Genomic DNA, 17,657 nt, shown 5'->3' on the forward strand with positions numbered 1-17,657 from the left:
CGGTCATGTGCAGGCCGCTTGCCCCCATCCCGGCCTTCCCCCAGCGGGGGAAGGAGAAAGACCTGAGGCCGGGCTCAGTCGATCTTGTCGCTCTCGAGCTTGAAGTCGCGCGACTGGAAGCCCGATGCCGTGTTCGGGCCGTACCACTTGACGAAGATCTTCTCTGCGTCGCCCGACTTCTCGAGCTCGCGCAGCGTGTCGTCCACCACGGCCTTCAGGCCGCTCTCGCCCTTCTTGATGCCGATGGCCAGCGCCTCGGTGCTCAGGTTCTGCTTGAGCACCACGTACTGGGCCTTCTGCGGGCCGAGCTTGGCGTAGCTGCGCAGCAGGGCTGCCTCGTCGTCCACGTAGCCCACGCCCTTGCCCTGCTGCAGGGCCTGGAAGGCCTGCTGGCTCGTGTCGAAGGTCACGACCTCGACGTTGGGCACGGCCTTGCGGATGTTCGGCTCCTGCGTGCCGCCGCGGATGGTCAGCACCTTCTTGCCGGCGAGCTGCGGCACCTCGGTGATACCGCTGTCCTTCTTCACGAGCGCCTTCTGGCCGGTGACGAAGGTGGTGAGCGAGAAGTCGATCTGCGCCTCGCGCTCCTTGTTGTGCGTGAGGCCGGCGGCCACCAGGTCGACGTGGCCCTGCTGCAGCTCGGGAATGCGCGCTGCCACCGCGATCTGCTTGAGCACCGGCTTCACGCCGATCTTCTTGGCGATGGCGTTCACCAGGTCCACCTCGTAGCCGACGATCTGGCGCGTCTTGGGATCGACGAAGGTCGCGGGCTCGTCCGTGCCGAGCACGCCGACGACCAGCTCGCCCTTCTTCTTGATGTCGGCCAGCTGGTCCGCATGGGCGGCGGTGCCGAGCAGGAAGGTCGAAGCGGCGAGGGCCGCGGCTGCAATCAGTTTCATGCGCATGTTCTTCTCCTTGGTGGAAACGGAAGGGGCAGGACCATATCAATAAAACCTCTGATTATTAAATCGTCAATCGACATATGCATATAGGGCAGCCCGAAGGCCGCTTTTCCGGGCTGGGTTAAATTCGCGGCGCAAAAACGCGCTTCCGGCGCCTTTCCTTCGCCTCCCTCAGCATCTCTTCGAGCGAGATCCTCATGATCATCAAACCCCGCGTGCGCGGCTTCATCTGCGTCACCACCCATCCCGCCGGCTGCGAAGCCAACGTCCGCCAGCAGATCGAATACGTCAAGGCGAAGCCCGCCATCGAAGGCGGCCCGAAGAAGGTGCTGGTGATCGGCGCATCGACCGGCTACGGCCTCGCCGCGCGCATCACCGCCGCCTTCGGCTGCGGCGCCGGCACGCTGGGCGTCTTCTTCGAACGCCCGGGCAGCGAGACCAGGCCCGGCTCGCCCGGCTGGTACAACACCGCCGCCTTCGAGCGCGCCGCGCATGCCGAGGGCCTCTATGCGAAGAGCATCAACGGCGACGGTTTTTCCGACGCGATGAAGCAGCAGGTCATCGACACCATCCGCGCCGACCTGGGGCAGGTCGACCTCGTCGTCTACAGCCTGGCCGCACCGCGGCGCACGCATCCGAAGACCGGCCAGGTCTTCAACTCGGTGCTCAAGCCCGTGGGCAAGGCGGTGACCTTGCGCGGCCTCGATACCGACAGCGGGACGGTGAAGGAATCGGTGCTCGAGCCCGCCACGCAGGAGGAGATCGACAACACCGTGGCCGTGATGGGCGGCGAGGACTGGCAGATGTGGATCGACGCGCTGCAGCAGGCCGGCGTGCTGGCCGACGGCGCCAAGACCACGGCCTTCACCTACCTGGGCGAGAAGATCACGCACGACATCTACTGGAACGGCTCCATCGGCGCGGCCAAGAAGGACCTCGACCAGAAGGTGCTGGGCATCCGCGCGCAGCTCGCGGCCAAGGGCGGCGACGCACGCGTGTCGGTGCTGAAGGCGGTGGTCACGCAGGCCAGCTCGGCCATTCCGATGATGCCGCTGTACCTGTCGCTGCTGTTCAAGGTGATGAAGGAAGAGGGCACGCACGAGGGCTGCATCGAGCAGGTGCACGGTCTCTATGCCGACAGCCTCTACGGCGCCACGCCGCACATCGACGAGGAAGGCCGCCTGCGCGCCGACTACAAGGAGCTGGCACCGCAGGTGCAGTCGCGCGTGCTGGCGCTATGGCCCCAGGTGAACGACGCCAACCTCGGCGAGCTCACCGATTTCGCCGACTACAAGACGGAGTTCCTGCGGCTCTTCGGCTTCGCGGTGGAGGGTGTGGACTACGACGCCGACGTGAACCCCGACGTGGGCATTCCGGGCATCGTGCAGCTCTAGCAGGCCCTTGAGGGGATACTCCCGCCCATGCAGATTCAAGAAAAGCCACCCGCCGGCACGCCCTTCGACTGGATCGGCGGCGAGGCCAAGGTGGAGGCGCTGGTCGAGCGCTTCTACGACCTGATGGACCTCGAGCCCGCCTACGCGCAGCTGCGCGCAGTGCACGGCACCAGCCTCGACAACGCGCGCCAGCGCCTGTTCTGGTTCCTCTGCGGCTGGCTCGGCGGCCCCCAGTACTACACCGACCGCTTTGGCCACCCGATGCTTCGCGCGCGCCACCTGCCGCAGAGCATCGGCGGCCACACCATCGGCATCAAGGAGCGCGACCAGTGGCTCGCCTGCATGGACCAGGCGATGGGCGAGACGGGCGTGCCCGAGGACTTGCGTGCGAGGCTGCGCGACTCCTTTTTCAAGACCGCTGACTGGATGCGCAATAGAGGCGAATGATCGCCGGCCAGACACACGAGCAACGATTTCCGAAAGACGCTTCTTCCATCATGAATTCCATCGTCATCATCGGCGGCGGCCACGCCGCGGCCCAGCTCTGTGCGGGGCTTGCCGAAGCCGGGCAGGGCGCGCGCGTCCACCTGGTCTGCGAGGAGGCCTGCGAGCCTTATCACCGGCCTCCGCTGTCCAAGGCCTTCTTGAAGAGCGCCGAAGAGACCACGCAGCCGCACAAGGCCGCCGACTGGTACCGCGAAGCCGGCATCACGCTGCACCTGGGCGATGCGGCCGTGGCCGTCGACCGCGAGGCGCATACCGTCACGCTGCGCTCGGGCGCGATCCTGCCGTGGCAGCAGCTGGTGATCGCCACCGGTACGCGCGCGCGCCAGATGCCCGACCTGAAGCCGGGCCTGGAGAACGTCGCCAGCCTGCGCGCGGCCGACGAGGCGCATCGCCTGCGCACGCGGCTCGCTGCGGCAGAGAAGGTGACGGTGCTCGGCGGCGGCTTCATCGGGCTCGAAGTGGCGGCCACCGCCAAGGCGCTCGGCAAGACGGTGCAGGTCATCGAGAGCGCGCCGCGCCTGCTGGGCCGCGCCGTGTCGCCTGAGCTGTCGGCGCATGTGCTGGCCACGCATCGCGCGTCGGGCATCGACATCGTGCTCGGCGCGCAGACCGGCGCCTTCGAGGTCGAGGGCGACCGGCTGGTGTCGCTGCAGGTCAACGGCGCGAAGCAGCCGGTCGACCTGCTGCTGCTGGGCATCGGCGCAGTGCCCGAGACCGCGCTCGCTCAGGCGGCCGGCATCGAGTGCGCGGACGGCATCGTGGTGGACGAGCACATGCGCACCAGCGCGGCCGACGTGCTCGCGGTGGGCGACTGCACGCGCTTTCCCGATCGCCGCGCGGGCCGCGCGCTGCGGCTCGAGTCGGTGCAGAACGCGAACGACCAGGCGCGCACCGCGGTCGCCACGCTCACCGGCGAGGCACGCGCGCACGATGCGGTCGCGTGGTTCTGGTCAGACCAGGGCGGCATGCGCCTGCAGATGGTGGGCCTGATGCCCGCCGAAGGCACGCCGGGCCTGAGCAGCGTGCGCCGCGCGGGCCCGAAGCCCGACGCCTTCTCGCTGTTCCACTATGTCGATGGAAAGCTCGTGTGCGTGGAGTCGGTGAACGCGCCGGTCGACCACATGATGAGCCGCAAGCTGCTCGAGGCGGGCCGCAATCCCGATGCGGCGTCGGTGGCGGATGCCTCGGTGCCGCTGAAGAACCTGCTGGCCTGAGCCGAAGAAGGTGCTCAGCGCCGCGCGGGCGCCAGCAGCACCACCAGCGCCCCGGCTCCGCCTTCGGCCGGCTTGGCCTGCACGAAGGCGATCACCTCGTTCTTCTGGATCAGCCAGCGCTGCGTCTTGGTCTTGAGCACCGGCTGCTTGCCCGGCGAGCCCAGGCCCTTGCCGTGCACCACGCGCACGCAGCGCAGGCCCTGCTTGTATGCATTGCGGATGAAGCCGCCCAAGGTCTCGCGCGCCTCGTCGCTGCGCAGCCCGTGCAGGTCGACCTGCGCCTGGATGGCCCAGTCGCCCTTGCGCAGCCGCGCGGTCACGTCGGTGCCGATGCCCGGGCGGCGGAAGCTCATGGCGTCGTCCACGTCGAGCAGCGTGGTCACGTCGAACTCGTCGGAGAGCGATTCGCGCAGCACGCGCTGCTCGTCGAGCTGGTGCTGCACCGGGATGGGCGCGGGCGGCTCCGGCGCGAGCGGCACCACGGCCTTGCGGCGCAGCGGCTCGGTGGCGCCGATGGCACGGGTGAACAGGTCTTTCTCGGCCGCGCGCTTGCGCTCGGCCAGCGCCTTGGCCGCGGCCTCGGCGGCTTCGCGCTCGCGGGTCTCGGCGAGCACGCGCTGCACCTGCTTGAGATCGGCGAGGTTCTTGATCGAAGGGGCGCGTGCGGCCATCAGAGCAATCCTTTCTCGGCCATCGAGAAGCTCTGCCCGGGGCTCACGATGATGTGGTCGAGCACGCGCACGTCCACCAGCGCCAGCGCGGCGCGCAGCGTCTGCGTGAGCGACTCGTCGGCGCGCGAGGGCTCGATGCTGCCGCTGGGGTGGTTGTGCGCCAGCACCACCGCTGCCGCATGGTGGTGGATGGCGCGCGTGACCACCTCGCGCGGGTAGACGCTGGTCTGCGTGAGCGTGCCGCGGAACATTTCCTCCAGCGCGAGCATGCGGTGCTGCACGTCGAGGAAGACCACCGCGAACACCTCATGGGGGCGCGGGCCGATGTGCAGCTGCAGGTACTGCTTGACCGCGTCGGGCGAATCGAAGACGGGGCGCTCGCGCAGCTTCTCGCCCATGGCGCGGCGCGCCAGCTCGAGCACCGCGATCAGTTCGGAGCGCTTGGCACTGCCGCCCAGCCCCTTGACCGACTTGAGGTCGTCGGCGCCGGTGTGCAGCAGCCCGGAGAGCCCGCCGAAGCGTTCGAGCAGCTGCTGCGCAAGCTGCAGCACGTTCTTGCCCGCCACGCCGGTGCGCAGCAGCAGGGCGAGCAGCTCGGCATCGGCCAGCGCGGCCGCGCCGCGCGCGATGAGCTTTTCGCGCGGACGTGCGTCCAGAGGGAGATCCTTGAAAGACATGAAACCCCGGGGTGAAACCTTGGCGGAGCCGGGTGAAGCCCCGGTCCTTAAAATGAGGCCAGTTTATCGGGACACATCCCTGTCTCCGCACACCTTCGCTGCACCATGTCCCAAGTCGTGAATTCCGGCTCCTTTCTCACCCTGCACTACCGGCTGGCCGGTCCGGCGGGCGACATCATCAACACCTTCGCCGACAAGCCCGCCACGCTTTCGCTGGGCACCGGCGAGCTCTCGCCCGCCATGGAGCAGCGCCTGATGGGCCTGGAAGAGGGCACGCACGCCACCTTCGAGCTGCCCGCGGGCGAGGCCTTCGGCGAGCGCAATCCCGACATGCAGCAGTGGGTGGCCAGGAAGCTGCTCGCGCAGATGGGCGACCCCGACGAGCAATATGCCGTTGGCGACGTGGTGCAGTTCCCCACGCCCGACGGCACGGGCAGCTATGCCGGCGCGGTCATCGAGTCGAACGACACCGCAGTGCGCTTCGACTTCAACCATCCGCTCGCAGGCCAGCCCGTGACCTTCGAAGTGAAGCTCATCGGCGTGCTATGAACCCCGGAATCTCCGAAGTCATCCTGGCCGAGCCGCGCGGTTTCTGCGCGGGCGTGGACCGCGCCATCGAGATCGTCGAGCGCGCCATCGCGAAGTTCGGCGCGCCGATCTACGTGCGCCACGAGATCGTGCACAACACCTACGTGGTGAACGAGCTCAAGGCCAAGGGCGCGATCTTCATCGAGGAACTCTCCGACGTGCCGCCCGGCGCCACTCTGGTGTTCAGCGCGCACGGCGTGAGCAAGGCCGTGGAGCAGGAGGCGCGAGACCGCGGCTTCTCGATCTTCGACGCGACCTGCCCGCTGGTGACCAAGGTGCACGTCGAGGTCGCCAAGCTCGCGAAGGAAGGCTACGAGTTCATCATGATCGGCCACAAGGGGCACCCCGAGGTCGAGGGCACGATGGGCCAGCTCTCCAGCGGCATCCACCTGGTGGAGGACGTGGAGGACGTGGCCAGGGTCGCCCCGGGGCAGACCGACAAGCTCGCCGTGGTCACGCAGACCACGCTGAGCGTGGACGACGCCGCCGACATCGCCGCCGCGGTGCGCGCGCGTTTTCCCAAGGTGCGAGAGCCCAAGCAGCAGGACATCTGCTACGCCACGCAGAACCGCCAGGACGCGGTGAAGATCATGAGCCCGCAGGTCGACCTCGTGATCGTGGTCGGCAGCCCCACCAGCTCCAACAGCAATCGCCTGCGCGAACTGGCGCAGCGCCTGGGCACCGAGAGCTACATGGTCGATTCGGCCGCCGAACTCGAACCCGGTTGGTTCGAGGGCAAGGCGCGCGTCGGCATCACCGCTGGCGCCTCGGCACCCGAAGTGCTGGTGCGCGAGGTGATCGACCGCGTGCGTGCATTCGGCGCGGTGTCGGTGCGCAAGATGGACGGCATCGAGGAAACCATCAAGTTCCCGCTGCCCAAGGGCCTCAAGCTCGACGACATTCCTCCCCCTGGACACATCTCTTGAACACCACGCAGACCGCCGGCTGGCGCTCCCAAATAGATAGCGCATCACAACGGCTGGCCGAGCGCGCCGGCCACTTCCTGCGCCAGACGCCGCTGTGGAAGCTGCCGGCTTCGGCCTTCGGCATCGACGCGAGCGGCGCGGAAATCTGGCTCAAGCTGGAGCACATGCAGGTCAGCGGCAGCTTCAAGGCGCGCGGCATGATGAACCGGCTCCTGGCCAACGACATTCCGCAAAGCGGGGTGATCGTCGCCTCGGGCGGCAATGCGGGCATCGCCACGGCGGCCGCGGCGCGCGCGCTGGGCGTGCCCTGCCAGGTCTTCCTGCCGGGCGTGTCGCCCGAAGCCAAGCGCGCGCGGCTGCGTGCGCTGGGCGCCGAAGTGGTCGTGGTCGGCGAGCTGTACCCCGATGCGCTGGCCGCCTGCCTGACGCGCCAGAAGGAATCGGGCGCCTTGCTCACCCACGCCTACGACCAGCCCGAAGTGGTGGCCGGGGCCGGCACGCTGGGCCGCGAGATCGAGCAGCAGGGCGGCCTGCCCGACGCTGTGCTCGTGAGCGTGGGCGGCGGCGGCCTGATCGGCGGCCTGGCCGGCTGGTTCGAGAAGCGCTCCCGCGTGGTCGCGCTCGAGCCCGAGAAGGCGCCGACGCTGTTCCGCGCCCGCGAGGCCGGCGAGCCGGTCGACGTGGAGGTGGGCGGCATCGCCGCCGATTCCCTGGGCGCGCGCCGCATCGGCGCCATCGCCTGGGAGATCACCCGACAGCACGTGCAGGACGCGCTGCTGTTGTCCGACGAATCCATCCGCGCGGCCCAGCAGTGGCTCTGGAAGGAGCTGAAGCTGGCCGTGGAACCGGCCGCCGCGCTGCCGCTGGCGGCGCTGCAGACCGGTGCCTACAAGCCGCGCGCGGGCGAGAAGGTCTGCCTGATCGTCTGCGGGGCGAACGTCGATCCCGCGACGGTTGCCTGACGGCTTCCTGCTTCACGCAGTTCATCTTCCAGGCTGGCAGAGCCTGTCGGCAGGCATGCCGAAGCCCGTGGCCCGCAACCGCGGGCCGCAGGGCATCGCCAGCCTGCCGCCTTCGGCTCGCGCACGCCCACCTAAAATCCCTCCATGCTCGACATCACCCTGCTCCGCAAAGATCTGGCCTCCGCAGTGGCCGGCCTCGAAAAACGCAAGAAGAACCAGCCGTACCTCGACGTGTCGGCATTCACCGCGCTCGAAGCCGAACGCAAGACCCTGCAGACCCGCACCGAGGAAATCCAGGCCCGCCGCAATGTGCTGAACAAGCAGATCGGCCCCCTCAAGGCCAAGGGCGAGTCGACCGACGCGCTGATGGCCGAAGTGAATGCGCTGAAGGCCGAGCAGGAATCGCAATCGAAGCGTCTCGACGAGATCCAGCCGGAGCTGCACGCGCTGCTCCTGGCCGTGCCCAACCTGCCGCACGCCAGCGTGCCGGTCGGCGAGGACGAGACGGGCAACGTCGAGATGCGCCGCTGGGCCCCGAAGGGCGGCGCCGGCGCCAACGCCACGCCGCTGGGCTTCGCGCCCAAGGACCACGTCGACCTCGGCGCGCCGCTGGGCCTCGACTTCGAGACGGGCGCCAAGCTCGCGGGCTCGCGCTTCACCGTGATGAAGGGCCCGATCGCCCGCCTGCACCGTGCGCTCGCGCAGTTCATGCTCGACATCCAGACCGAGAAGCACGGCTACAGCGAGTGCTACGTGCCCTACATCGTCAACGCCGCCACCCTGAGCGGCACCGGCCAGCTGCCCAAGTTCGAGGGCGACCTGTTCGCCGCGAAGAAAGGCGGCCAGGACGGCGAACCCGCGCCCGACCATTCGGCGCTGTACCTCATCCCGACCAGCGAAGTGCCGCTGACCAACTTCGTGCGCGACGAGGTGGTGCCCGAGTCGCAGCTGCCGATCAAGCTCACCGCCCACACGCCGTGCTTCCGTTCCGAAGCCGGCAGCGCGGGCCGCGACACGCGCGGCATGATCCGCCAGCACCAGTTCGACAAGGTCGAGATGGTGCAGATCGTGCACCCCGAGAAGAGCTACGACGCACTCGAGCAGATGACCGGCCATGCCGAGGCCGTGCTGCAGGCGCTGGAGCTGCCTTACCGCGTGGTGCTGCTGTGCACGGGCGACATGGGCTTCGGCTCCAGCAAGACCTATGACCTCGAAGTCTGGCTGCCCGCGCAGGACACCTACCGCGAGATCAGCTCGGTCTCGAACTGCGAAGCCTTCCAGGCGCGCCGCCTGCAGGCCCGTTTCAAGAACGCACAGGGCAAGAATGAACTCGTGCACACCCTCAACGGCTCCGGCCTGGCAGTGGGCCGCACGCTCGTGGCCGTGCTCGAGAACCACCAGAACGAAGACGGCTCGATCAACGTGCCCGCCGCGCTGCGTCCGTACCTCGGCGGACTCGAAGTTTTGAGGGCCTGATCGCAGGGGGCTTCAAAAGCCCCGTTTTTGTCTGCTAGAATCGCAGGCTCGACAGCACCGGAGAGGTGGCAGAGTGGTCGAATGTACCTGACTCGAAATCAGGCGTACTAGCGATAGTACCGAGGGTTCGAATCCCTCCCTCTCCTCCAAAAAATGACGGCCTGATCCATGTAAAACGTGGATCAGGCCGTTTTCTTTTGCCCCGATGGGCTGCAAGACTCTTCGTATCCCGGAAAAGGATTTGCCATGAAGCTCCATCCCAAACTGATTCCTTGCGCCGCTTCGATGTTGGCGATCCTGTCGATCGCCGCGTGCTCGACAGTGCAGCCGCAGGCAACGGCGGATGCCGTCACGGCACCCGCCGCGTGCCGCCCGGACGCCGCAGCCGCACTGACCGGCAAGGCCCGCATGAGCGATGCCGAGGCGCGGCAGGCGACGGGCGCATCCATCGTGCGCCAGATCCAGCCCGGCCAGCCGGTGACGATGGACTACCGCCGCGAGCGCGTGACGATCGAGACGGATGCGGCCAGCGGCAAGATCGTCCGCGCCTTCTGCGGATAGGCCGGGCTTTCTCCGATCAGCCGTTCGCCGCGGTACCCGCTGCGGCCTGAGCCGAAGGACGTGCGGTGAGGGCGGTGGCGACAGCACCTTCCTTGTCGAGCGAACACCACGCGGCCTGAGCCTGGGGCTTGCCTGCTTCGAGCGAGCACCAGGCCGCCGAAGCCTTATCCGCTTCCAGCGAGCACCAGGCAGCGGCTGCCGAGCCCTTGCCGGCCTCCGCCGAGCACCAGGCCGCCGAGCCCTGGCCAGCCTCGGCCGAACACCATGCGGCCGACGCCTTGCCCGCTTCCAGCGAGCACCAGGCCGGCGAGCCCTTGGCTGCTTCTGCCGAGCACCATGCTGCGGAACTCTTGGCAGTCTCTGCTGAACACCATGCGGCGGAGCCCTTCGCAGCTTCGGCGGAGCACCAGGCTGCCGAGCCCGTACCGGCCTCGGCCGAGCACCACGCAGCCGAGTCCTTCGCCGCCCCATGCCGCAGCGCGGGCGTCGGCTCGCCGAACTCCTCGGCGAGCAGGCGCTGCATCTGCTGGAAGGCCGCCTCCAGCGCCTTCGCGTCGTCTTCGCCGCGCAGGCCGAGGTAGGGGAAGTGGTGCAGGAAGTATCCGAAAGTGGCTTCGCAATCGGCGGCGTACTTGCGCGTGTCGAGGATGTGCATGTGCCAGAAGCGGTCGACGTCCTGCTCGGGCGCGAGCGTCAGTTCGGGGTGCTTCGCATGCAGGATGAGGTAACGCTTGTAGGCCACTTCCATCTGGTCCGCGTAGCCTGCCGACCAGCCGTAGCCATCTTCCTTGCGCGTGGCCTTGAACTTGATCGGCGTCAGGTCGAGCGCGTGGATCGCCGCGATCGTCTGTTCCAGCGACTTGCTCTGGATTGAATCGGTCATGAATGCTCCTGTGAAGTTTCGGGGAAGCCCGAGCGAACGTGCCCGGTAACGATTGCAGCGAAGGGCCGGCTCTCAGGCCAGCGCCGACGGAGCAAATTGGGTGCGCAGGTGACGCGCCATGAAATCGCGTGCCTCGTCGGCGGACACCGGCTTGCACAGCCAGTAGCCCTGGGCTTCGTCGCATCCGCGGCTGTGCAGGTAGTTGAACTGCACGTCGGTCTCCACGCCCTCGGCCACCACCTTCATGCGCAGCCCGTGGGCGAGCGTGATGATCGCGTCGATGAGCGCGCGGGCGTCGGTGTCCTGCGAGAGGTCGTTGATGAAGGAGCGGTCGATCTTGACCGTCGAGAGCGGAAAGTGCTTGAGGTACGACAGCGACGAATACCCCGTCCCGAAGTCGTCGATGGCCAGGCCCACGCCCATGTCCCGGATCGTGCGCAGCAGCTTCGCCGCGTGCTCGGGATTGGCCATCATCGCGCTCTCGGTGATCTCCAGCTCCAGCAGCGACGGATCGAGGCCCGACGATTCGAGGATGGCCGCCACGTCGGCCACCAGCGTGCGGCTGCCGAACTGCCGCGGCGAGAGGTTGACGCTGATCATCACCGGCGGCAGGCCCTGCTTCTGCCAGGCCAGCGCGTCGGCGCATGCCTGCTCCAGCGCCCACTTGCCCATGGACACGATCAGGCCGAGCTCCTCGGCGATGGGGATGAACTGGGCCGGCGGGATCGGTCCCAGGACCGGATGGCGCCAGCGCATCAGCGCCTCCACGCCGACGATGCGCCGCGTCTGCATGTTCAACTTCGGCTGGTAGTGCATCTCCAGCTCGCCGCGCTCCAGGGCGTGGCGCAGCGCGCTTTCCAGCATGAGCTGCTCGGTGCTCTGCGCATTCATCTTCGCCGCGTAGAAGCGGTAGGTGTTGCGGCCCTTTTCCTTGGCGTGATACATCGCGGTGTCGGCGTTCTTCAGCAGCGTCTCGGCGTCGGCGCCGTTCTCGGGGTGGATGCTCACGCCCACGCTGGCGCTGACGTGCAGCTCGCGTCCGTCGAGCACGAAGGGCTCGGCGCAGCAGTCGAGCACCTTCTCGGCGAGCACCGCGGCATCGCCGGAGCTGTCGAGGTTCTCCTGCAGCAGCACGAACTCGTCGCCGCCGAAGCGCGCGACCACGTCGGTGTTGCCCAGCAGGGTGGTGAGGCGCTCGGCGCAGGTCTTGATCATCTCGTCGCCCACGCCGTGGCCCAGCGTGTCGTTGATCTGCTTGAAGCGGTCCAGGTCCACGAACAGCACGGCGAACTGCTTCTGCTGGCGGGCGCTGCGCCGGATGGCGCGGGCGAGCTCCTGCTGCAGCGCCGCCCGGTTGAGCAACCCCGTCAGCTCGTCGTGGCTGGCCATGAAGCGCAGGGTCTTCTCCGCCTGCTTGCGCTGGCGGTACTGCGTGATCTGCAGCGCGATGACGCGCAGCGACTCCAGCGTCTCCGCGTCGGCCGCGTAGGGGTTGGCGCCGAAAAGCTCCAGCGCCGTGGTCGCCTCGGGCGCGACCATCGGCACGACCAGGCCGGTGGTCAGTCCAGCCTCGCGGGCCATCGCGTCGCGCGCGAAATGGCTCGGCGATGACTGGGTGTCGATGCGCACGACGCTGCCGATTCCCCAGGCGCGGCCGAGCGAGCCTTCGCCGGAGCGGTAGGTGAGCGAGCTGCTGGCCTCGACGAAGCGGCGCACCGCCGCGTCGTTGTCGGCATGCCAGGCCACGGTGCAGTGGGCCAGGCCGTCCTCGCCCACGCTCCAGAGCGCGCCGCAGTCCCAGCGCAGGTCGGTGCATATCGCCTCCAGCGCCAGCGCGATCACCGTCTCGGTCCTGCCGTCGCCGGCCAGCAGCCGCGCGATCTTGTATTCGAGCTTCTGGCGCAGCGCGTCCTTGCGCGGCCGCGTGGCGTCGCGCACCGTGCCGCGCACCAGCCTCCTGCCCGCGTCCTCGCCCGACTGCGCGATGACGTGGAGCCAGCGCTCGGTGCCGTCGGGCAGGCACAGGCGGTGCTCGAACTCGCTGCGCTCCGTGGACTGGGAGGCCAGTGCGATCTGCCGCTCCACCGTGCCGCGTTCCATGTTCGGCACGCGCGAGAGCAGGGCGTGCAGGTCCGGCGGCAGCGGATCGTCGCCGAAGCCCAGGATGCGCCGCGCCTCCTCGGAGCACTGCAGCGTGCCGGTCTCCGGGTCGAGGGTCCAGCTGCCCAGGCTGGCCAGGTGCTGGGCGTCCTCCAGCTGGCGTTCGCTGGCGCGAAGGTGGCTGGTCATCTCCTCGGCCAGGACCTGGGCCCGGCTGGTGGTCGTGGCCAGCGACAGGACGATGCCGCCGAGCAGCGCACTGGTGGCCAGGCCGCCGAGCACCACGAGCCAGGGAATGGCCCTGTCCAGCGGACCGAGCACCTGACTCTCGTCCTGCCTCACCTCCACCAGCCAGGAATGGCCTCCCAGCTCGAAGCCGAGCGTGCGCTGCAGGCTGCCTGCAGGTTCCGGAGCCGGCTTGCCGGGCGTGGAGCTGTCGAACAGCAGTTCGCGATCGCCGAACGCGACCGGCGCCACGAAGCGGGTCTCGATGCGCGTGCCGATCGGCCCCTTGCCCGGTCCGGCGTCGGCCAGCCGCAGCTGGAGCGTCTTCGCCGCCTCGATGCTGATCACGTCGCGCAGCATGCCGGTGATGCTGAAGCCCGCGCCCACCGAACCCATGTAGGCCCGGCGCCGCTGCTCCAGGGTATCGATGGGCATCTTCGGGCGGTACACCGGCAGCCGCATCGCCAGCCCGACTTCGGATTCGCGGCCCGCGATCCGGATCTTGCGTCCGGAGGTGACCAGCCCGCCGGTGTCGCGCCCCTGCTCGAGCGCATCGCCGCGGTCGGGCATCGCGCCCAGGTCATTGCCCAGGAGCTTCTCGTTGCCGGCCAGCGGCTCGATGAAGGCCAGCGGGTAGTAGACCTCGCGCTCGCCGGGCGGCTTGATGGAGAAGCCGGAGGCGACGGCGGCGTCGAGGTCGGCATCGCCGCGCGCCTGCTCCTCGAAGCGCTGCCTGTCGGCCTGCATCACGCGCGGCGCGTAGTTGACAGCCTGGAAGCCTGGATAGGCGCTCGGCAGGTTCAGCCCCGCGACGTAGTCGCGGAAATCGCTGCGCGTCACCGCGTCCGAGGTGTTGAACCGCGCGCGCAGCCCGATCAGCACGGCGATGTAGTCGTCGAAGCGGCCCTCGACCTTGCGCGCCAGGTCGAGGGCGGTGGCGTCGAAGCGCGCTCGTGCGCTGCGCCCGATCTCCTGATGGGCATAGATTCCGAGGGCGATCGACAGCGCCGTGCCGAGGATCAGGATCGCAACCGGCAGGCGAATCCTGGCCCAGATGGACAAAGACATGGTTCGATCCTGTCGCTGTGCAAGCCGGGTGGCTTCGTGTGCGCCACAGTGTGGCACGGCGGCAAGCCCCTTGTTTGCATTTGGGAACAATTCGCTCGTATTTCTGTAATGTTGGGGAACGAGGGCCTAAGTATTTAATTCTTAAGAACTAATTTTCGTCGGCACCGCGGGATTCGATCCAGATCAAAAAGGTTGGGCGAGCGATTTTCTCGACCTCTGGCCGCCTGCCTGGGATGTCGCCACGAGGCTTCCGTTCGGCCCTTCCGACCTTTCCGGCCTTTGCGGCCGTTCCTGCATCAGCGAGCCGATGCCGGGCTTCAGTCTCCCGCCGATCGACGCGTCACTGTGCCCTGGAATTCCTCGACCGATGCGAGCAGCGGCGTCGCCCGCAGGCACACGATCCGCGGCTCGCGTCCGTCGCGCGCCCGCTCCAGGCAGAGCGCGACGGCATGCGCGTCGTCGGGCTGCATCCGCCAGAACTGCCAGCGGTCGGCGCTGTCGCCCTCCAGACCGTGCTCGAAGCCGATGGCCTCGCTGCCGCTTCCGTCCAGGTCGAAGGAAAAGCGGTCCAGCGGAATCGAAAGGCCCATGCCGCGCGCCTTGATGTAGCTTTCCTTGAGCGTCCAGAGGTCCCAGAAGCGCGAGGGCTGCTGGACGGCCGGCAGCTGCTGCAGCGCCTGCGCCTCCTTCGGCGAGAAGAAATGGCCGGCGATCTCCAGCGGCGCATTCCTCGCCGTGTGCTCGACGTCCACGCCCACCTCGCGCTCCGCCGCCACCGCCGTCACCACCAGCGAGGCGCTGTGCGAGATGTTGAAGCGGATGTGTCGGGCCTGTGCCGGCGCGTCGGCGATCCGCGGGCGGCCGTATTCGTTGTTCTCGAAGCGCCAGTCGGCGGGCGCGACCTGCGGCACGTAGCGCGACAGCAGCGAGCGGATCAACCCCCGCGTCATCAGGTAGCGGCGTCGGTCGCGGGCGAAGTGGAACCGCCCGTGCTTCTCGCGCTCCTCCGGCGTCAGCAGGGCCATCAGGGCGTGGTTGACGGCATGGTGATCGGCCGGGTCGTCTTGTTCAGGAACGTACAGGTGCCAGAGGTGGACCTGGTGCGCATCGATCTGAAGTTGCATGCGCAGGATTCTGGCTTGCCCCGTCGACGCTCGACCCGACCGGCCTATTCAGCCCTGCTTAAGTTTGGCGGCCGATACTGCAACGGACGGTCGGCTGGCGCTGGTAGAGGTAGCCCCTGGCACCCGCGCCGCTCGATGCGGGCGGTTCCTCGAAGCCGGCGATCGTCGCATTTCCCTGGCCCTAGGCGCGGGCGGCTTGTGCGAGCCAGCTCGGCTCGTTCGATGTTTCCGGAAAGCCCGAATCGTCCACGGTGCCGCCGCCGGTCGCCGGTTCGACGGCTGCATGCCGCAGCTCGTAGCCCCGGCCGTACACCGAATGCAGCACGAACTCGTTCGCCTTGTGCAGCGATAGCTTGCGGCGGACGTTCGCCACGCAGCAGTCGAGCACCCGGCTCTTGCGTTCGACGCGCGACTCGGGCCACAGCGAGCCCAGCAGCCATTCGCGCTCCAGCAGCTGGCCGGCGTTGCGAAACAGCAGCAGCGCCAGTTCGAATTCGCGCGGCTTCAGCCGGATCTCCTCGCCCTTGTGCACCACCACCTTGCGGTTGCCGATGAAGCGGTAGTCGCCGAACAGCGCGCTCGTTGCCTGCGGATGCAGCAGCGTCTCGTTGCGCCGCAGCGCCTCGCGCACGCGCAGCTCCACCTCGAAGTCGTCGACCGGCAGCACCGCGAAGTCGATGCCCGGTCCCTTCGACTCGGGCTCCGCCGCCGACAGCACCTCGGCCAGCAATTCGCGCTGCAGCGCATTGGCGACCAGGAAGATCGGCACGCGCAGCGCCTGGCACATCGAGGTCAGCAGCGGCCATGCGCCTTCGTCCTTCAGCACCACCAGCAGCAGGTCGAAGTGGGTGGTGCCGTGCGTGGCCGCATGCAGGAAGTCGGCGCTGCAGTCGAAGGAAACGGGCGTGCAGCCCATCAGGCGCAGCCTCTGTCCCCAGGCGCGTGTCTGGGCTTCGTCGCAGCCTACCATGGCGACCTGTCGCGCGCCGCCGTCAGCATCGTTGCTCATGTGGAAAGCCTTCATGTGTGATGGCGAGGGGGAGGGGAGGATGGTCGTCTCAGCGGCTGTCGGCGCGCGGCAGCTTCCAGCCGATGCCGGCGTTGAATCCCCATGCCCGCCCCGCGTTGGCAACGGTCATGCCCCAGGCTGTCTGCCCGTCGTCCGAAAGAGTCCTGAAGCCCAGGCTGGCTGCCGTGTAGCCCCTGTAGCTGCCGAAGGCCAGGCCCACGGTCTTCTCGCCGGGCTGCAGGGCGGGCACGTAGGCCGCGGTCATGGCCACGGCCATCGCGGTGCCCGAATACGCGATGCGCTCCACGTCGCGCAGCGCGGCGCCCGCCTGGTTCAGCTGGCCGAGGTTGATTGCGTCGCCGGGCTGCGCGCCGGGCGCCACGTTGGAGATCAGCACGCTCTCCGCAGCGCCTGCCGCACCATGCGCGGCTGCGGCGCCGAGCCACAGTGCGACCAGCAGCCCCGCTCGCACGCGGCTCAGCCCGCCGCGAGGCGGTTGCCCGAGCCCGCCTGCGTCCTGCGCACGCCGTCCGGTCCGTAGAACAGCTGCGCGCTGGCCTGCAGGAAATGCAGCGCCTGTTGGGTGAAATCGAGATGCGCGTAGACCATCGAGCCGTTGCGCAGGTTGTGGCCCCGCGCCTGTCCGGCGAGCTCCAGCAGCTCTTCCCAGGCCTTCTGAACCTGCGGGCCCGCTGCCGCCGCGGCGGCATCGGCGCCCTCGCGGCCGGGCTGGAAGCCCAGCGCCGCCTGCAGCGCCTCGCGCTGGGCGTCGAGCTCGGCCATGCGGTCCAGCAGCACGGTCTTTTCCGCGGCAATGGCCGCCAGGTCGGTGAAGCTGCCGCCCGACATCGCCTCGGCCTCGCGGTCGAGCACCGACAGGAATTCCTCGATGCAGGCGGCCTCGGTGCGCAGGTGGGCCAGCAGGTCGGACGGCTGCCTTCTCATTCGCCTTCGCCTTTCTTCACGTCCTGCCCGCTGCCGGCGGGCGCGTCGGATGCGCCGGGCGTGAGCAGGTCGCGCACGCTGGCCAGCAGGCCGTCGGCGATGCGTTCGGGGCGGATCTGGTAGCGCCCCGCGCGGATGTCCTCGCGGATCGCCGCCACGCGGGCCGCGTCGAAATCGGTCGCGGCACCCGCCGCGCTGGGCAGCGAGCGGATGTGCGCCGAAGGAGCCGGTGCCGGCGCCTTGGCAGCGCGCTGGGCGGCATCGGCACCGGTCGCGGCGGCCGCACCTGCCGTGCCTGCCGGGGCGGGCGTCGGTCGGGGAAGGGGCGTGGCCGAGGGGGCGGGTTGATCGATTTTCAAGGTGATTCCTCAGGGGCTGACCCGTATATCGGCAGCCCGCGCAAGAACTTTAGGAATGGCGTGCAT

The 17,657-nt window shown here is 68.6% G+C and carries 18 protein-coding genes and 1 tRNA gene; 9 read left to right on the forward strand and 10 right to left on the reverse strand.

What is annotated here, in order from left to right; translation table 11 throughout:
• Positions 1-74: 74 nt before the first annotated feature.
• Positions 75-905 carry an ABC transporter substrate-binding protein gene (locus tag G369_RS0124455; protein WP_019656681.1) on the reverse strand — a complete coding sequence of 277 codons (831 nt, stop codon included), beginning with the start codon at positions 903-905 and terminating at the stop codon, positions 75-77.
• 194 nt (positions 906-1,099) lie between these two features.
• On the opposite strand from G369_RS0124455, the gene fabV reads away from it, so the two are divergent.
• The 3 genes from fabV to G369_RS0124475 are packed head-to-tail and all read left to right on the forward strand — an operon-like array spanning position 1,100 to position 4,017.
• Entirely contained in the window at positions 1,100-2,296 is a 1,197-nt protein-coding gene (fabV, locus tag G369_RS0124465; RefSeq protein WP_019656682.1) for an enoyl-ACP reductase FabV, read from the forward strand.
• A 27-nt stretch (positions 2,297-2,323) separates the two neighbouring features.
• Entirely contained in the window at positions 2,324-2,743 is a 420-nt protein-coding gene (locus G369_RS0124470; RefSeq protein WP_019656683.1) for a group II truncated hemoglobin, read from the forward strand.
• 50 nt (positions 2,744-2,793) lie between these two features.
• Entirely contained in the window at positions 2,794-4,017 is a 1,224-nt protein-coding gene (locus tag G369_RS0124475) for an NAD(P)/FAD-dependent oxidoreductase (RefSeq protein ID WP_026346590.1), read from the forward strand.
• A 14-nt stretch (positions 4,018-4,031) separates the two neighbouring features.
• Here the strand turns inward: G369_RS0124475 and G369_RS0124480 are convergent, their stop codons facing one another.
• Together G369_RS0124480 and radC are read right to left on the reverse strand one after the other, a co-directional pair.
• Positions 4,032-4,688: a Smr/MutS family protein gene (locus G369_RS0124480; RefSeq protein WP_019656685.1), complete on the reverse strand. Its 657-nt coding sequence runs from the start codon at positions 4,686-4,688 to the stop codon at positions 4,032-4,034.
• The gene (radC, locus tag G369_RS0124485) at positions 4,688-5,365 is read right to left on the reverse strand and encodes a RadC family protein (protein ID WP_019656686.1); all 678 of its coding nucleotides are present in this window, start codon (positions 5,363-5,365) and stop codon (positions 4,688-4,690) included. Before radC ends, G369_RS0124480 begins: the two co-directional genes overlap by 1 nt.
• 105 nt (positions 5,366-5,470) lie before the next feature.
• Between radC and G369_RS0124490 the strand changes: the two genes are divergently transcribed.
• From G369_RS0124490 to G369_RS0124515, 6 genes are all read left to right on the forward strand, one after another.
• Positions 5,471-5,914 (forward strand): FKBP-type peptidyl-prolyl cis-trans isomerase, encoded by a 444-nt coding sequence (locus G369_RS0124490; RefSeq protein ID WP_019656687.1) that lies wholly within the window; start codon positions 5,471-5,473, stop codon positions 5,912-5,914.
• A complete protein-coding gene (gene ispH / locus G369_RS0124495; RefSeq protein ID WP_019656688.1) occupies positions 5,911-6,879 on the forward strand; it encodes a 4-hydroxy-3-methylbut-2-enyl diphosphate reductase in 969 nt (322 codons plus the stop codon). Before G369_RS0124490 ends, ispH begins: the two co-directional genes overlap by 4 nt.
• Positions 6,876-7,841 (forward strand): threonine/serine dehydratase, encoded by a 966-nt coding sequence (locus tag G369_RS0124500; RefSeq protein WP_019656689.1) that lies wholly within the window; start codon positions 6,876-6,878, stop codon positions 7,839-7,841. Before ispH ends, G369_RS0124500 begins: the two co-directional genes overlap by 4 nt.
• A 144-nt stretch (positions 7,842-7,985) precedes the next feature.
• Positions 7,986-9,317: a serine--tRNA ligase gene (gene serS, locus G369_RS0124505; protein ID WP_019656690.1), complete on the forward strand. Its 1,332-nt coding sequence runs from the start codon at positions 7,986-7,988 to the stop codon at positions 9,315-9,317.
• Positions 9,318-9,376: 59 nt separating this feature from the next.
• Positions 9,377-9,466 (forward strand) — tRNA-Ser (locus G369_RS0124510).
• Positions 9,467-9,563: 97 nt separating this feature from the next.
• Positions 9,564-9,878: an I78 family peptidase inhibitor gene (locus tag G369_RS0124515; RefSeq protein WP_019656691.1), complete on the forward strand. Its 315-nt coding sequence runs from the start codon at positions 9,564-9,566 to the stop codon at positions 9,876-9,878.
• A gap of 16 nt (positions 9,879-9,894) precedes the next feature.
• Here the strand turns inward: G369_RS0124515 and G369_RS37205 are convergent, their stop codons facing one another.
• From G369_RS37205 to flgM, 7 genes are all read right to left on the reverse strand, one after another.
• Positions 9,895-10,761 carry a glycine-rich domain-containing protein gene (locus tag G369_RS37205; RefSeq protein WP_019656692.1) on the reverse strand — a complete coding sequence of 289 codons (867 nt, stop codon included), beginning with the start codon at positions 10,759-10,761 and terminating at the stop codon, positions 9,895-9,897.
• A 72-nt stretch (positions 10,762-10,833) separates the two neighbouring features.
• Complete coding sequence (locus G369_RS0124525; RefSeq protein ID WP_019656693.1) at positions 10,834-14,154, reverse strand: bifunctional diguanylate cyclase/phosphodiesterase; 3,321 nt, start codon at positions 14,152-14,154, stop codon at positions 10,834-10,836.
• A gap of 317 nt (positions 14,155-14,471) precedes the next feature.
• On the reverse strand, positions 14,472-15,278 hold the full coding sequence (locus G369_RS0124530) for a 4'-phosphopantetheinyl transferase family protein (protein ID WP_019656694.1): 807 nt from the start codon (positions 15,276-15,278) through the stop codon (positions 14,472-14,474).
• Positions 15,279-15,459: 181 nt separating this feature from the next.
• A complete protein-coding gene (locus tag G369_RS37210; RefSeq protein ID WP_020723237.1) occupies positions 15,460-16,287 on the reverse strand; it encodes a DNA-binding response regulator in 828 nt (275 codons plus the stop codon).
• 49 nt (positions 16,288-16,336) lie between these two features.
• On the reverse strand, positions 16,337-16,759 hold the full coding sequence (locus tag G369_RS37215) for a YadA-like family protein (protein WP_019656696.1): 423 nt from the start codon (positions 16,757-16,759) through the stop codon (positions 16,337-16,339).
• 5 nt (positions 16,760-16,764) lie between these two features.
• On the reverse strand, positions 16,765-17,232 hold the full coding sequence (locus G369_RS0124545) for a flagella synthesis protein FlgN (protein ID WP_019656697.1): 468 nt from the start codon (positions 17,230-17,232) through the stop codon (positions 16,765-16,767).
• A complete protein-coding gene (flgM, locus tag G369_RS0124550; RefSeq protein ID WP_019656698.1) occupies positions 17,229-17,591 on the reverse strand; it encodes a flagellar biosynthesis anti-sigma factor FlgM in 363 nt (120 codons plus the stop codon). Before flgM ends, G369_RS0124545 begins: the two co-directional genes overlap by 4 nt.
• Between the last annotated feature and the right edge of the window lie 66 nt (positions 17,592-17,657).

The sequence above is a fragment of the Variovorax atrisoli 110B genome, from assembly GCF_000382045.1.
In the GTDB taxonomy this organism is placed as follows: Bacteria; Pseudomonadota; Gammaproteobacteria; order Burkholderiales; family Burkholderiaceae_C; genus Variovorax; species Variovorax atrisoli.

Excerpts from the sequence above, each read along its gene's own strand:
- G369_RS0124455 (WP_019656681.1), bottom strand. The coding sequence starts at position 905 with ATGCGCATGAAACTGATTGCAGCCGCGGCCCTCGCCGCTTCGACCTTC.
- fabV (WP_019656682.1), top strand. The coding sequence starts at position 1,100 with ATGATCATCAAACCCCGCGTGCGCGGCTTCATCTGCGTCACCACCCAT.
- G369_RS0124470 (WP_019656683.1), top strand. The coding sequence starts at position 2,324 with ATGCAGATTCAAGAAAAGCCACCCGCCGGCACGCCCTTCGACTGGATC.
- G369_RS0124475 (WP_026346590.1), top strand. The coding sequence starts at position 2,794 with ATGAATTCCATCGTCATCATCGGCGGCGGCCACGCCGCGGCCCAGCTC.
- G369_RS0124480 (WP_019656685.1), bottom strand. The coding sequence starts at position 4,688 with ATGGCCGCACGCGCCCCTTCGATCAAGAACCTCGCCGATCTCAAGCAG.
- radC (WP_019656686.1), bottom strand. The coding sequence starts at position 5,365 with ATGTCTTTCAAGGATCTCCCTCTGGACGCACGTCCGCGCGAAAAGCTC.
- G369_RS0124490 (WP_019656687.1), top strand. The coding sequence starts at position 5,471 with ATGTCCCAAGTCGTGAATTCCGGCTCCTTTCTCACCCTGCACTACCGG.
- ispH (WP_019656688.1), top strand. The coding sequence starts at position 5,911 with ATGAACCCCGGAATCTCCGAAGTCATCCTGGCCGAGCCGCGCGGTTTC.
- serS (WP_019656690.1), top strand. The coding sequence starts at position 7,986 with ATGCTCGACATCACCCTGCTCCGCAAAGATCTGGCCTCCGCAGTGGCC.
- G369_RS0124515 (WP_019656691.1), top strand. The coding sequence starts at position 9,564 with ATGAAGCTCCATCCCAAACTGATTCCTTGCGCCGCTTCGATGTTGGCG.
- G369_RS37205 (WP_019656692.1), bottom strand. The coding sequence starts at position 10,761 with ATGACCGATTCAATCCAGAGCAAGTCGCTGGAACAGACGATCGCGGCG.
- G369_RS0124525 (WP_019656693.1), bottom strand. The coding sequence starts at position 14,154 with ATGTCTTTGTCCATCTGGGCCAGGATTCGCCTGCCGGTTGCGATCCTG.
- G369_RS0124530 (WP_019656694.1), bottom strand. The coding sequence starts at position 15,278 with ATGCAACTTCAGATCGATGCGCACCAGGTCCACCTCTGGCACCTGTAC.
- G369_RS37210 (WP_020723237.1), bottom strand. The coding sequence starts at position 16,287 with ATGAGCAACGATGCTGACGGCGGCGCGCGACAGGTCGCCATGGTAGGC.
- G369_RS0124545 (WP_019656697.1), bottom strand. The coding sequence starts at position 17,232 with ATGAGAAGGCAGCCGTCCGACCTGCTGGCCCACCTGCGCACCGAGGCC.